Origin of the sequence: Psychrobacter sp. APC 3281 (genome assembly GCF_030407815.1) — a bacterium.
Classification (GTDB): Bacteria; Pseudomonadota; Gammaproteobacteria; order Pseudomonadales; family Moraxellaceae; genus Psychrobacter.
In genome coordinates this window covers 301,606-315,587 of the sequence record NZ_JASDCS010000006.1, presented here as the reverse complement: position 1 = coordinate 315,587, position 13,982 = coordinate 301,606, and the positions used below count along the sequence as shown (strand labels likewise).

General features: G+C 41.9%; 13 protein-coding genes. 5 read left to right on the top strand and 8 right to left on the bottom strand.

Annotated elements, in window-relative coordinates; genetic code table 11:
* Positions 1–62 precede the first annotated feature (62 nt).
* Positions 63–1,103, top strand: coding sequence for an aldo/keto reductase (locus tag QL886_RS06820; protein ID WP_290178108.1), 1,041 nt, complete (start codon positions 63–65; stop codon positions 1,101–1,103).
* A gap of 173 nt (positions 1,104–1,276) precedes the next feature.
* On the opposite strand, the gene QL886_RS06815 is transcribed toward QL886_RS06820, so the two are convergent.
* Positions 1,277–2,077: a lysophospholipid acyltransferase family protein gene (locus tag QL886_RS06815; RefSeq protein ID WP_057758444.1), complete on the bottom strand. Its 801-nt coding sequence runs from the start codon at positions 2,075–2,077 to the stop codon at positions 1,277–1,279.
* A 306-nt stretch (positions 2,078–2,383) separates the two neighbouring features.
* On the opposite strand from QL886_RS06815, the gene hflX reads away from it, so the two are divergent.
* From hflX to QL886_RS06795, 4 genes are all read left to right on the top strand, one after another.
* Entirely contained in the window at positions 2,384–3,811 is a 1,428-nt protein-coding gene (hflX, locus tag QL886_RS06810; RefSeq protein ID WP_057758442.1) for a ribosome rescue GTPase HflX, read from the top strand.
* A 376-nt stretch (positions 3,812–4,187) separates the two neighbouring features.
* On the top strand, positions 4,188–4,622 hold the full coding sequence (locus tag QL886_RS06805) for a CidA/LrgA family protein (RefSeq protein ID WP_290178107.1): 435 nt from the start codon (positions 4,188–4,190) through the stop codon (positions 4,620–4,622).
* Between the two features lie 16 nt (positions 4,623–4,638).
* Positions 4,639–5,328, top strand: a complete 690-nt coding sequence (locus QL886_RS06800; RefSeq protein ID WP_101204237.1) for an LrgB family protein — start codon at positions 4,639–4,641, stop codon at positions 5,326–5,328.
* Positions 5,329–5,813: 485 nt separating this feature from the next.
* Positions 5,814–6,620, top strand: a complete 807-nt coding sequence (locus QL886_RS06795; protein WP_290178106.1) for a lytic transglycosylase domain-containing protein — start codon at positions 5,814–5,816, stop codon at positions 6,618–6,620.
* A 156-nt stretch (positions 6,621–6,776) separates the two neighbouring features.
* Here the strand turns inward: QL886_RS06795 and tsf are convergent, their stop codons facing one another.
* The 7 genes from tsf to QL886_RS06760 all read right to left on the bottom strand — a co-directional run bounded on the left by tsf (position 6,777) and on the right by QL886_RS06760 (position 13,803).
* Positions 6,777–7,658, bottom strand: coding sequence for a translation elongation factor Ts (gene tsf, locus QL886_RS06790; protein ID WP_057758434.1), 882 nt, complete (start codon positions 7,656–7,658; stop codon positions 6,777–6,779).
* A gap of 373 nt (positions 7,659–8,031) precedes the next feature.
* Positions 8,032–8,823, bottom strand: a complete 792-nt coding sequence (gene rpsB, locus QL886_RS06785; RefSeq protein ID WP_057758431.1) for a 30S ribosomal protein S2 — start codon at positions 8,821–8,823, stop codon at positions 8,032–8,034.
* Positions 8,824–9,287: 464 nt separating this feature from the next.
* Complete coding sequence (locus QL886_RS06780) at positions 9,288–9,734, bottom strand: chemotaxis protein CheX (protein WP_290178105.1); 447 nt, start codon at positions 9,732–9,734, stop codon at positions 9,288–9,290.
* A gap of 35 nt (positions 9,735–9,769) precedes the next feature.
* A complete protein-coding gene (locus tag QL886_RS06775; RefSeq protein WP_057758427.1) occupies positions 9,770–10,219 on the bottom strand; it encodes a chemotaxis protein CheX in 450 nt (149 codons plus the stop codon).
* A 30-nt stretch (positions 10,220–10,249) separates the two neighbouring features.
* On the bottom strand, positions 10,250–10,612 hold the full coding sequence (locus QL886_RS06770; RefSeq protein ID WP_057758425.1) for a response regulator: 363 nt from the start codon (positions 10,610–10,612) through the stop codon (positions 10,250–10,252).
* 61 nt (positions 10,613–10,673) lie between these two features.
* Complete coding sequence (locus QL886_RS06765; RefSeq protein WP_290178103.1) at positions 10,674–12,857, bottom strand: ATP-binding protein; 2,184 nt, start codon at positions 12,855–12,857, stop codon at positions 10,674–10,676.
* A gap of 82 nt (positions 12,858–12,939) precedes the next feature.
* A complete protein-coding gene (locus QL886_RS06760) occupies positions 12,940–13,803 on the bottom strand; it encodes a transporter substrate-binding domain-containing protein (RefSeq protein WP_290178102.1) in 864 nt (287 codons plus the stop codon).
* Between the last annotated feature and the right edge of the window lie 179 nt (positions 13,804–13,982).

The window sequence follows — 13,982 nt, the reverse complement described above, 5'->3', positions numbered from 1 at the left end:
TCAATAAATACAACTCATCTAAAAATAAATATTGATAAAAAACAGTCAAAAGGGAGACTTATATGCAGTATCAAACGTTACCGCAACTCGATGAAAAAGTATCTAAAATCTGTCTAGGCACGATGACATGGGGACAGCAAAATACTGAGTCCGAAGCACATGAGCAAATGGACATGGCACTCAGTGAAGGTGTGAACTTTTGGGATACCGCCGAGATGTACCCGTCACCACCAGATAAAGACAAACAAGGCGATACTGAACGCTTTATGGGCACTTGGTTTAACAAGACCAAACAACGTGACAAAGTCATTCTTGCCAGCAAAATATCACCAATGAACTTTTTGCGTGATGGACAAACGCGCTTTAACGCCGAGCATATCAGCAGCGCTATCGATGGTAATTTGGAACGTCTACAGACAGACTATATTGATATCTATCAGCTGCATTGGCCAGAGCGTCAAGCCAACTTCTTTGGTCAGCGCGGCTATGATGAAGAGATGGCGGCACAGTCATTAGACGATTTAACCCCATTTTTAGAGACTATTCAGGCCTTAAATGATGAGATCAAAAAAGGTCGTATTCGTGCTTATGGTCTATCGAATGATACCGCGTGGGGACTGATGCGCTATCTATGGGAAGCAGATAAGAATGGCCTAATTCCACCACTTACCGTGCAAAACCCATATAGCCTATTGAACCGCTTATATGAGGTTGGTATGGCTGAGATAGCCCATCGTGAAAACGTTGGTCTACTTGCGTATTCTCCGCTTGGTTTTGGTGTATTGTCTGGCAAATACCTTGATGGTAAACGTCCTACTGGCGCACGTCTGACCATGTATGATCGTTTCGGTCGTTATGTAAATGAGCAGGCCAAATCAGCCACTGAACAATATGCCAAGATAGCTGCTGATGCAGGTTTGGACATGGCGCAGATGTCATTGGCTTTTGTAAACTCTCGTCACTTTGTCACCAGTAGCATTATTGGGGCAACGACGACCGAGCAACTCAAATCAAACATAGACAGTGTCAATGTGGAGCTAACAACAGATGTATTAGAAGCGATTGAAGCGGTGCACACACAGCAGCCTAATCCATCGCCATAGTTGGTCTTTTACAGAGAGTAAAGCTTAATAGAGCCTGCTGAATAAATGAAAGTATGCGTGCTCTATTAAATCTGCCAAAAAAAAGGGCGCAAATCGTTTCGATTTGCTCCCTTTTGTTGTCTGGCTGAGATTAGCTACACTAGCTTAACTCTAATTAGCTCAATTGTAGATAATCAGTCTTCAACTGGTGCGCTAAGAACTCTTGAATGTAGCTCAGCCAATCCTTCGTTCATGCGTGCTTGCAATAAATTGGTCAGCTCACTCTTGTTACGACCCTCTGGATCTATAGGCGCGAGTGGCAATACGTAAGCGGTCACGTTTTTGCTATCGAGCACTTTTTTCATGCTTTCTTTCATTGTCAGCTTACCATAGTATGGCAATGCGTCGCTTAGTGTGCCGTCTTTATTGACATAAGCGATGATGATCGGTCTGATAGGCACATCAGCATCAATGGCTGCTTGCAGCAATGTTCCATGGATGCGCTTTACTTTTTTACCACTGGTAGTGGTCGCCTCAGGGAAGAAAATAATCGAAAAACCTTTGGCTAAAAAGTCAGCAATCTGCGCCGATACTGAGCTTGCATCACCGGAACCACGCTCAATGAAAAGCGTCCCTGCGGCATGAGCAAGTTTGCCAAATACAGGCCATTCACCGATTTCAGCCTTTGATAAAAAGAACGCTGGGCTCACAGTACCAACGACAGGAATATCCATCCATGACACATGATTCGATACCCACAAACCATGGAACTGCTCTACAGGTTCCACTTCTACTACTTTTACCCCAAAAGAACCTGCCATCTTGCGGCAGAATGTCTGGATATAACGTGGTAGGGTTTCGCGTGGTGGCTGCTTAAAGGCACCGATACGCTTCGCCGCGCGTATGCCGCCGACCATAGTCGTAGTCATACCAGCAACCTGACGGCCTCGGCTCAACTGTCGTCTGAGTGAAAAGCTTGATTTAGCTTGGCTCATCTTCGCCCTCATGATTAAATAACGGGTGTTTAATAGTCAAAAAACGAGCCCAGTATAACAAAGTTCGCACACTCAGTGATAGCTTGTTCACTCAGTGAGTGCTGACTTTTATACAAACGGGTAATAAAGCAGATTTATAAAAAATTATCCGCAGCAAACGCTGTAACATAAAACCATCGCTAATTATGCTAATACGCTTTAATATCAAGTGATAAGACCATATATAGATAATCATATGAACGCTACGTTGAAGCTTATTGAGCTGATTATAGCGAGACATTTACTTTATTAAATAGGTGATACTCTTTGGATTATTTTGAAAGACATGAAGGTGGCGAACGCGCCATTTTAGTACATTTAGACATCCGCCAAATTCAAGATCCTGATGATCTTAGTGAATTTGAGCTGTTGGCTGATTCAGCAGGTGCCGATCGTTTGGCATTAGTCACTGGATCACGCTCACGCCCTGATGCCAAATACTTCGTTGGTAGCGGAAAAGCAGAAGAAATCGCAGAACTAGTGCGCGAACACGAAGCCGATATCGTACTGTTTAACCACAGCTTGTCGCCATCACAAGAGCGTAATATCGAAGCGTTAGTGAAGTGCCGCGTGTTGGATCGTACTGGTTTAATTTTGGATATTTTTGCGCAGCGTGCCCGTACCTATGAGGGTAAGTTACAAGTAGAGCTGGCTCAGCTTAACCATCTATCAACGCGTTTGGTACGTGGTTGGACGCATTTGGAACGTCAAAAAGGTGGTATTGGTTTACGTGGACCGGGTGAGACTCAGCTTGAGACCGATCGTCGTCTATTGCAGACTCGTGTCAATCAGCTAAAGAGCAAACTAGAAAAAGTCCGTCAGACCCGTGCGCAAGGTCGTGCCCGTCGCCAAAAATCTGATGTACCGACCATCTCACTGGTCGGCTACACCAATGCGGGTAAATCTACTTTGTTCAACCGTTTGGTCGATGAAAACATCTACGCTGCTGATAAGCTATTTGCGACGCTAGACCCTACTCTACGCCGTTTAGACTGGCAGGGAGTTGGTCGTGTCGTCTTGGTCGATACAGTTGGTTTCGTTCGTCATCTGCCGCATGAGCTGGTTGAGTCTTTTCATGCAACCCTAGAAGAAACGTTAGAAGCAGACTTGTTATTGCACGTCATTGACTCCTCTAGCGAGGACATGCACGAGCAGATTCAAGCGGTCAAAGAAGTATTGGCAGAAATCGATAACGACGTACCTGTGCTCAATGTCTACAACAAGATTGATCTGACTGATGAGCCTGCACATATCGGCTATGCTAGCGAAGGTCAGCCAAACCGCGTCTATGTCTCTTCTAGACAGAATCTCGGTATGGAAGAGCTAACGCTTGCCGTACAGCAACTGTTGACAGGTAAACTGACGACGTTTGATTTGACCTTGCCGTATGATGCTGGACAGTTCAAAAACACTCTATATGAACTGGGTGTTATTGAAGAAGAAAGCTATGACGATACAGGTCGTGAATGTCTGACGATTCGGTTGCCAAGTGACCGTCTAAGACAGCTACTGGGTCAAGCAAACTTGAAACCTATCGATGTGTTGCCGCTTGCACAAGCAACACTGCTGATGCCGGTACTCGAAGAGTTTGAAAAAGTTGATGACGTTGAAGAGCCAACCATGACAGAGGCTGAAGAAAAAGCGTTTGACGAGTTTGATGCATTACACTCAGAAACAGCTGATTCAGAAAAATAATCGTTGTTCCTGTAAAATAACAACTATTATGAAAGTGAATCATTTGCGGCAGTAATTGAATGAGCATTTGATTCATACTTTTAGCCCACAGACCCTTATATATTACGTTAAAATAGAATAGACGATATCCAGTGATATCGTCTATTTTTTTTGGATATGACGAGTCACGGTGCATAGGCTTTATTAGTTGCCTCACTCTCTATATAATCGCCTGTTATACATTCAACAAATATTGATAGATAGCGTTAATACTTTAAAAGTGAATCATTGCTACTATCAGTATGCATAGCATCATTTTCTACGTTGTGTTCTTGGTGCGATCACGCATTTTGTTTTGTACACCATCCATTTATATCTGACTTGGCCAGAATTGCTTATGAAGCCTGCTCACTCTCCCCATCTCCCACTATGGCTTGCGTTAATTCTAACGTTGACCATGGTCATCGTTGTTCGAGAAACGGCGGTTGTTCTCTGTCAAATGGCAGGCATCGAAAAAGCGGCCAATATTGTCGGCTTAGTTGCGATGTTTGTTATTTTGATGGCGTGGCGATTGCTCAAGGGATTACCGAGCTGGCTCACACAGGCCAGTAATACGTTACTAGTCGATAGTGGTTTTGCCTTTTTACCAGTTTCTGCTGGTGCAGGCCTGTTGCTATTTGCTCTAGGAGATGAGCTACTGGGTGTGATGATAACGATGATTATTAGTACGCTCATACCACTGTGGGGACTGGCATTACTGGCCAACCGCTGGCTCAACCACGCTGCAAACACTGATAGTACGACTACCACTGAGCAAAAGGGACAGCCGTGAGCTGCGGAGAGATATTATGACTTTTGACAGCGTATTTATGGCAACCCTAGCCGCAATATTATTGACATTAGCAGCACACGTAATTGCACGTGTATTGGCACGTAAATTATCATGGTTACCGATGGTCATTACCGCACTTGTCCTAGTACTTGTTTTCCTATTTGTACTGCAGTGGGATTACAACAACTATTACAGCGCGGCAAAACCTGTATTTGACCATCTGTTGGGATATGTGACAGTACTCTTGGCTGTGCCATTAGCGGCGATGAACTTTAAAGGCTTACCAGTCAAAAAACTCACTCTAATTGTCGCTATTGCTAGCGTCGTTGGTGCATTACTGCCCATGTCGTTGGCTTACTTATTTTCGCTCAGTCATGAGACCCTATTGGCTTTCGCTACCCGTTCTGTGACTACGCCGATTGGCTTGAGTGTCGCAGATTTAATCAAAGCACCATTGGCAATGGCTAACCTAATTATCATCGTCTCAGGTCTGATAGGTGGTACGGTCGCGCGCTTTTTGTTCCGCGGTATCAATGATGACCGTGCCAAAGGCCTAGCACTGGGGTTAGCGGCCCACGCATTTGGTACTGTAGAGGCATGGCAAATCAGTCACACAGCAGGACGTTACGCTGCATTTGGCTTAGCAGTGAACGGGTTGGTTACTGCGGTTTGGGTGCCTATCTTTATCAGCGCTATTGGTATCTAGTCATCACTGAAAGTCTACCTAAACTACTCTTATATTTTTAAAAACCTAACCATTAATAGGCTTATCTACTGTCAATTTAAGATTGAAAATCACCTCGACTATTCAAATGTCATTATTATTTCTTAAAAAATTGAGACACTTTATTTATCTGAATTCATAAACGAAAAAACCGACTACAAATGGCTCATTAAGTCACTTAGAAAATTTAGTATATTGATTTCTCTAAGATTATTTAATAATAGAAATCTGATTTTACAACTTAGTTTGTCAATCTGATGCGCCAAAAAGTTATTATATGTTATAGTAAGCAACTATTATTTTTTGTATCTATTGCAAGTGGTTCCTTATTGAAAGTGATAATTGCTAAGCTGCTGTCCTCACAGTGAGCTAAATAATTCAGCAAAATCAGTAACCGCTTAAGCGCCTAAATCAATGCATATGTAGGCAAAATAATTTGCTGTTATTCGATAAAAAGTGATTTTACTATGATAAATACGGCTACTTTGATGACTCGCTGCTTATCCCCCCTTTTACTAAGTGCAATTGCTCTTTCGACCTTTTCTGTCGCTGCCAATGCAGGCAACATGTATATCTACAAAGACAAAGGTGGGCAAGTACTGTTGACCAATGTCAATCCTAGTGGAAATTTTGATAAGTTTACGAAAAAAGTAAAAGTCACTTATTATAAAGACTCCAAGATGTATGACGGAAGCAGCGATAGCTATGGTAGCAGTGCCGCTAGCAATAGCGGAAGTCGCAACTCTTACGACAGCTACATTCGTGCGTCCGCTGAGCGCAACGGTGTGGACCCTGCCCTTATGAAAGCGATGATGCATACCGAATCAGCTTTTAATCCAAACGCACGCTCACCAGTGGGTGCACAAGGCCTTATGCAGTTAATGCCAGCGACTGCGCGCCGTTTCAATGTCAGCAATCCTTGGAACCCTGCAGATAATATCGAAGGATCAGCCAAATATATCGCGTGGCTCATGCGCCGCTTCAACAATAATGTCGAACATGCTGTCGCAGGCTACAATGCAGGTGAAGGCAATGTCGATAAATACGGTGGCATCCCTCCGTTCAAAGAAACACGTAACTATGTTCAAAGAGTGATGAGCCGTTATCATAGCTTGTATAAGAACGATACAGGACTGTTTGGTGCGAGTATCAGTGCTAACAATCAAACCAGTAGCACCAGTACAAGTAATGGCTTACAAAATGTCAGTTATGGCACTAGCAGCAATGTGAATAGTGCCAGCTATGCCAACTCAGCCTATGCGGCTTTACGCTAAGCCAATTATCTAAAAGTCAGGCATAAAAAAGCCCATTAACGAATTAATGGGCTTTTTTATGTTTGGATGCTTTATATCTTGATGCATTAAGAGTAATAAAGCCAAACTATGAGCCACAATTAAGGACTCACAGCCTATTCCAACACTATTTGATACTTACTTGTTAGCGGCCTGAGTTGCAGCAACTTCAGCAGCGAAGTCTTCTTGCTTCTTCTCGATGCCTTCACCAACTTCTAGACGTTTGAAGCCAAGTACTTTTACGCCTTCAGCTTTTAGGACTTCACCAACTTTCTTGTCGTTGTCCATAACGTATGGCTGACGTAGTAAAGTTACTTCGTCTAGGTACTTACGTAGGCCACCTTCGATCATTTTTTCAACGATGTTGTCAGGCTTGCCAGACTCACGAGCTTTTGCTTCGATGATGTCTTTTTCGCGTGCCAATACGTCAGCAGCAACATCTTCGTCATCTACAGCAACAGGGTTAAATGCAGCGATATGCATAGCAAGGTTTTTACCAGTGTCAGCGTCGCCGCCTTCAAAAGATACAACTACACCGATACGTAGACCATGACGGTATGCAGCGATGTTAGCACCTTCAAGTGTTTCAACACGGCGAATCTGGATATTTTCACCGATTTTTTGTACTAGAGATACACGTGCTTCTTCAACAGTCTGACCTTCGCCATAAGACAATTCAGAGATAGCAGCAACGTCAGTTACGTTGTTTTCTAGTGCAAGGTTAGCAACTTTTTCTGCAAATGCAGTGAAGCTGTCATCTTTTGCAACGAAATCAGTCTGGCAGTTAACTTCTAACAAGAATGCTTTGTTTTCGCCTTGAGCGATGATGATAGCGCCGTCAGCTGCGATGTTACCCGCTTTTTTAGCTGCTTTAGCTTGACCAGATTTACGTAGGTTATCAATGGCAACTTCAACATCACCGTTTGATTCTTCTAACGCTTTTTTACATTCCATCATGCCAAGACCAGTACGGTCACGCAATTCTTTTACCATTTTGGCAGATACTTTTACTTCTGTCATAAGAGTCACCTTAGTATAGTTATGTATAGGAGTGCTGTATTTCTAAATGCTGTATTTCTATTCGATATCTTAGTCTTACTTAAAATCTAGCAGACAGCTCGTTCTGAACGATTACTAATATAGCCATAGATGATGTCAAACAAATAACATCTCTATAATATAGCGATATGACTAGTAGGAGCGATAATACTCGCCCGATAGCTGCTCGCTCTACGAATGGCATATTAATAAGGTTTTATTCAATAACAAGGCATGACGAGTAAAACTACATCATGCCTATTATGAGCTTATACGCTGTTCAAAACATTATATGAATGCTGATAAATACACTATCAAGGCATCCTTACAAAGTTAAACTTTTTAAGTCAGCTACTTATTCTGCTGGAGTTGCAGCAGCTTCTTCTGCAGCTGGCGCTTCTTCAGTTGCAGCAGGTGCTTGCTCAGCTTTACCACCAGCTTGAGTTTGTGCGTATTCTTTACCAGCGATGATAGCATCAGCCATAGAAGTTACGTACAAAGTCACAGCACGGATAGCATCATCGTTAGCTGGGATGATGTAGTCAACGTTGTCTGGGCTAGAGTTAGTATCAACGATACCGATAACTGGGATACCCAGGTTTTTGGCTTCTTTGATAGCGATAGCTTCGTGATCTACGTCTACTACGAAGATAGCGTCAGGTAGGCCGCCCATGTCTTTGATACCACCTAGTGAACGCTCAAGTTTTTCCATATCGCGAGTACGCTCTAGCGCTTCACGCTTAGTTAGCTTAGCGAAAGTACCGTCTTCTGCTTGCTTTTCTAGCTCTTTTAGACGGTTGATTGACTGACGTAGAGTTTTCCAGTTAGTCAACATACCACCTAACCAGCGATGGTCAACGTATGGCATACCAGCGCGAGCTGCTTGCTCACGTACGATACCGCTTGCAGCGCGTTTAGTACCAACAAATAATACTTTGTTTTTCTTAGCAGCTAGGCCGTTTACGTAAGTCAACGCTTCGTTGAACGCTTTTACAGTGTGCTCTAAGTTGATGATATGGATTTTGTTACGTGCGCCAAAGATGTATGGACCCATTTTTGGGTTCCAAAAACGTGTTTGGTGACCAAAGTGAGCGCCTGCTTGTAGTAAGTCGCGCATTTCGATTTTGGTTGGATTCTTTGTAGCCATGAGAATATATCCTATTGGTTGGGTTATGCCTCCACATCACAAAAACAGCCTATTTAGCGACACGCATCTGCTACCAGTTAGTTTTCATTAGTAAAGCACTAACAGATCACAAATTAATCAAGTCGCCAAACACCCAGCAATTTTTTGCCATGATGTGTGTGTCATTGGTTGGTTTAAAAAAAGAAGCTATCGCTAGATCGAAGCAAATGCCTAAATCTAAACTATAAAGTGAATTATAAAAAATAGCTGCGCTGTATTTTATCACATAACGTCTTGGAATCTCCAGCAGTTTGTTTGTAGCGTATCAATAAGATAAAAACAAAATATGGCGATAATAAAACAAAAAAAGCGACACATTTGCATCGCTTTTTTCATGATTGTCTTTTTAATAGCTATTTTTCAAGCAGGGTTACCGCCGTCACTCTTTTATAGTTATCACTCGTTTACAGAGGATTGACTATAATTTATGCAATGCAAATACCAATGACCGCCTTGTAACCACGCCACGTAAATGGTGTGATATAGCTTTGACGATCTTTAGGCAAATAAGACACGCTTGGCGCACTCTCCACAATGTGCGGCGGAGAGATAATAAACTCTGAACCAAACTCTGTCCGAGCATTACCTGAGATTGTATTGGCCATTTCACCCAATAAATCTTTCATCATAGTAATTGAAGAGTCAGGCTCGCCCATCACTTTGATGACTTCTCGCAACATCACGCTTGGTGCACTGACATAGACGCAGCCTTCCAAAGGCCCTGATATCTTAATGACACCGCTATAATCAAAGCCAATCGCGCTTTTGTTGTTCAAGTAAGGGGTATCAATTGACACTTCTGAGCCATCGATTTGCGCAAAAAACGCATTGATCGAGCTTAGAAATACACCCAATTTTTCTACTTTAACCATAATATATTAATATCCATCTGTATTACGTGGCAGCATTAATCTTGCAAACAAACCACAATCTCGCCTACTTGAGAATGCCAAGTGATGGGGATGATAAAAGAACGCTCATCGTTCGGCAATACAATACTTTGCGGTGCACCTTTGAACACAAATGGTACAGAGATATGGAATTCTGAGCCAAACTCTTTGCGTGCATTGCCTGCGATGGTATTGGCCACTTCCCCAGCCAGGTCTACATAGTTCTCTTCACTTTTATCGGTTTCGCCCATGCTGTCTAATATTGAAGACAGCAAGTCACGCGTCGCCGAAAAATATACCACTCCTTTTTGGCCACCAGATATACCAATCACGCCCGTATAATCGTGGACTTTTGGCTGTTTGTTTTCTAGTAAGTAAGGGGTATCAGCAATTAGCTCTTCTCCCCCAAACTGGTCAAAATAATTACTAATAATACTTAAAAAAATCTGTAGCTTTTGCTCTTTCATAATGACATCTGCTTTGGTCGATGAATGGTATTAGTCTTGCATCAGCTCATACAAAGACTCTACAAGCTCCTCTTCCGAAAAAGGTTTGCACAAAAACCCGCTGGCACCTAGTGACAATGCTTCGATGCCGGTGGCTTTGTCCGATAACGCTGATACCACTAAAATGCGTACTTCAGGATCAATCGCTATGATTTTTTCAATGCATTCTAGCCCATCCATTTGTGGCATGGTTAGGTCCATGGTGATTACATCAGGACGATGGACATTGAACTTTTCGATAGCTTGAACACCGCTAGTCGCTGTCGCAACCAACATGAACTTTCCTGAATCGTATGCGCGCTGAATACGGTTTCTAATAATATTTGAATCATCAACAATCATTAACTTATGCATAACTTATCTACTACCTTTAATGAAGTGCTTGTCGTCCCTGACAATATAATTACTATTTTAATTAAGCTTTAGGTAAAGTAATGACAAAACGTGTCATCTGACCTAGCTCGCTATTTACGTTAAGCTTGCCATCATACTCTTTTACTTTTGCTTTGATGATATCAAGTCCAACACCGCGGCCACCGTCTTCATCTGCGTGCTCTTTAGTAGAGAATCCAGAAGAGAACAGCTGTTTGAGTAAGTCGCCTTTGCTAAGCTGATTTGCCTCTTCTGCACCGAAACGACCTTCTTCAATCAGCTTATTACGGATGTTGTCGTAGTTGATACCTTGTCCGTCATCTTGCACAACCAGCATAAAGTTTGAACCGTTGTCTTGCACTTCCAGATCAATAGTCCCAATGTCAGTTTTGCCAGTAGTATGACGCACACTTGGTGACTCGATACCATGTACCACCGCGTTACGCAGCAACTGGATACTGATTTCTTTGATTGGCTTTGCAAGATGCGCCGGAATGCTCGTTTGGGTCAGCGTCGTACTTTTTAGCTGTACTAGCTTGCCTTGTCTTGCAGCAATCTCTTTTGTAAACTCATTGTAAAAAGACAATAAATCGTCATCTGCTTCATTGTCTAAGTCGATATCTAGCCCACCATCGAAGTCAGCATTGCCAGCTGTATGATCTGCTACTGGATTTTGAGTAGCGACTGGTGCTTGTACGGTTGACGACTTAGCTACTGTCGGTGCTGAGCGGTTGATACGTTCGCCCAACGTCGCAATCGTGTTCGATAAGCTGAGCAAGTCATCCAAATGTACTGCCAATGGTAAGAAGTCATTACCAGACAACTGACCTTGGTTTTGTAATGCATGTAACTTGTCTTCAGCATCAGAAGCAATCTTCGTAAAGCTATGTAGTTTTAGTGCTGATGCTTCACCTTTTAAGCTGTGCATTTCACGATAAATAGCTTTCAATTTACCTTCAAGCTCATACTGCGAGCTACCAGGATTTTTCAAGATGTTATTCATCTTCTCGATATGTGCTTGGGTATTACCAATAAACTCATTAATAATCTTTGGATTTACATTCAAGATAGTCGTTAACATCTCAATCTGCATATCGTTTTGCGAACGCTCTTTTTCTAGGCGCTGTTCTAAATAGACTGCATCTGATACATCATTCACATTGACCAAGATACGGGCAATGTCTTTATTATCATAAACACGTGAGAATTTAAAATCCAAGAAGCGATTATCAAGACTCTTGTCGTCAGACAGATTATGCAGCATGACTTTGTTTAACGGGTTAAGTGAATCTACCAGCTTTTCTTTAACTCGAGGGTTATAGAGCTGCTCAATGAATTGCTGTGTGGTCTTGAGGTCTTTATCAGAGATACGACCACGCAAGACATTGGTGAAGTTTTCCCCTGCCAAGCGATCAGAGCCGATAATATTATTCAGCGCGCGAGAATGCTGTTGACCAATATTCAAGTCTTTATCCAGCAGGAAAAGACCCGTATTTACCGTTTCCATAATTTCTTGCGTTTCTTGGCGAGCGGCAAGAGCTTCAGCATCCGTCTCACGTAGACGACGTACAAAGAAGAATACGAAGATTAGGAAGTAGGTAAAGATAGCGGCAACACCAAGTACCTGAATAAGACGAATGGTAGTTGCTTGACGCTTTGTTTCTTCGTAAACTTCATTAGTCAGCTCATCAAGCGCATCGTTCATACTCAAGCTAGAAGTTTTTGCCTGTTCATATGCTAATGCCAACTCGTCTGAAGAATCTATCCGAATATCACCAGCACCTTCAAGGTAATTTGCAATTAGTGGTTTTAGCTCACTCCAATCTTGCTGTGCTCTTTCTAAGGCTGCCAATTCAGTTGATGTTTTAATACTTGGAATTTTATGAGCATTTCCAGAATCGTCAATGTACTCCGAACCTTCGCGCATACTAGAAAGTAATTGATCAATACCTTGGGTATTATTGTCTAGTCTTTCTCTTACACGCTTCTGGTGAGGAGAATTAATATGTTCACCAATACTACCTTGTAAGTCGAACAAGTCTTTGATGATAGCTTGAGCGTTATTAGCTGTTTTATTAGATATATTTACCAATGTGGTGTTACGTTCAAGAACACTTGAAGTATAAAACGTAAATGCAAGCAGTATCCCAATCAATGCCAAGAAGGCAGCAATCGACAAGATCAAACCACGATAACGCGAGTTACCGTTTTGAGTTGATATAGTCATAGCATAGTCCTTTCAATGTATAGATAAATTTATATTTATGGTTGTTTAAAAATAATACGTTCCATAACTACTACGCTTAGGGTTACTGCAACATTTCCTGTTGCTGCAAAGATGCTTTTGTCAAATCTGTACCAAACCATTTGGTCGTTAACTTTGCGTAAGTACCGTCTTCTTTTAACCCTTTTAACCCTGTATTCACTTTTTTCAGCAGGTCAGGCTGAGCTTTATCTACTAGAAATACTTTGCGAGCACCGTCCGCTCTAATGCTTTCATAGTCAAAGTATTGTGGCTGCAGACTGGGTAGATCATTTAATGTATAACGGAGTACACCAGAATCATCTACGACAGCATCAACTTTGTCTTGTGCCATCGCTTCTACCGCTGCAAATGTAGTCGGATATTGCTCTAAAGAACCTAATTTATATTTACCTTGTGCGAAGTATTCATAAGGTTCTGAACTGGTCAATACACCTACTCTTAAAGTACCTAAATCATCTAATGACTTAATATTTAATGACTCGTCTAAATATACAAGGCTAGTAGGAAGAGGCGCATAAGCATCTGAAAGCAGATATTTGCTAGCACGCTCGCTACTGTAAGTAAGACCTGCTGCTACCATATCTCGGCTTTTATTATCCAAGTTATCAAACAATCCTTCCCAAGGATCATTATAAACTTCAACTTTAAAACCTTGATTTTCACCAATATATTGCATCAGTTCTATATCGAAGCCTGTTACATTTCCATATTCATCTTTAAATTCATAAGGAGCATAATTGGCTTCAGTACCGACCTTAATAACTGGAGCCGTATCAGGCAAATTACTCACAAAGCTATCTGTGTTTTCCTTTACTGGGGCGCTTGCATTTTCTTGAGTAGCAGAATTACCACAGCCAAATAGGCCAACACTCAACAAAATCGGTAACGCTCGATATAACTGCTTCATAATCTATCCTTGAAACCTAACGTTGTTTTACATTTTAATTAATTGACAATCTAGCAAGGTTAAGCAATGTCTATACATATTCACTTACAGAAAGTTACGTTAGATAATACTTACCTAATTTTGCGATTGCAATAATTATGTTTGGGCATTATTTAGAGTTAGTTATATATAAAAAATAC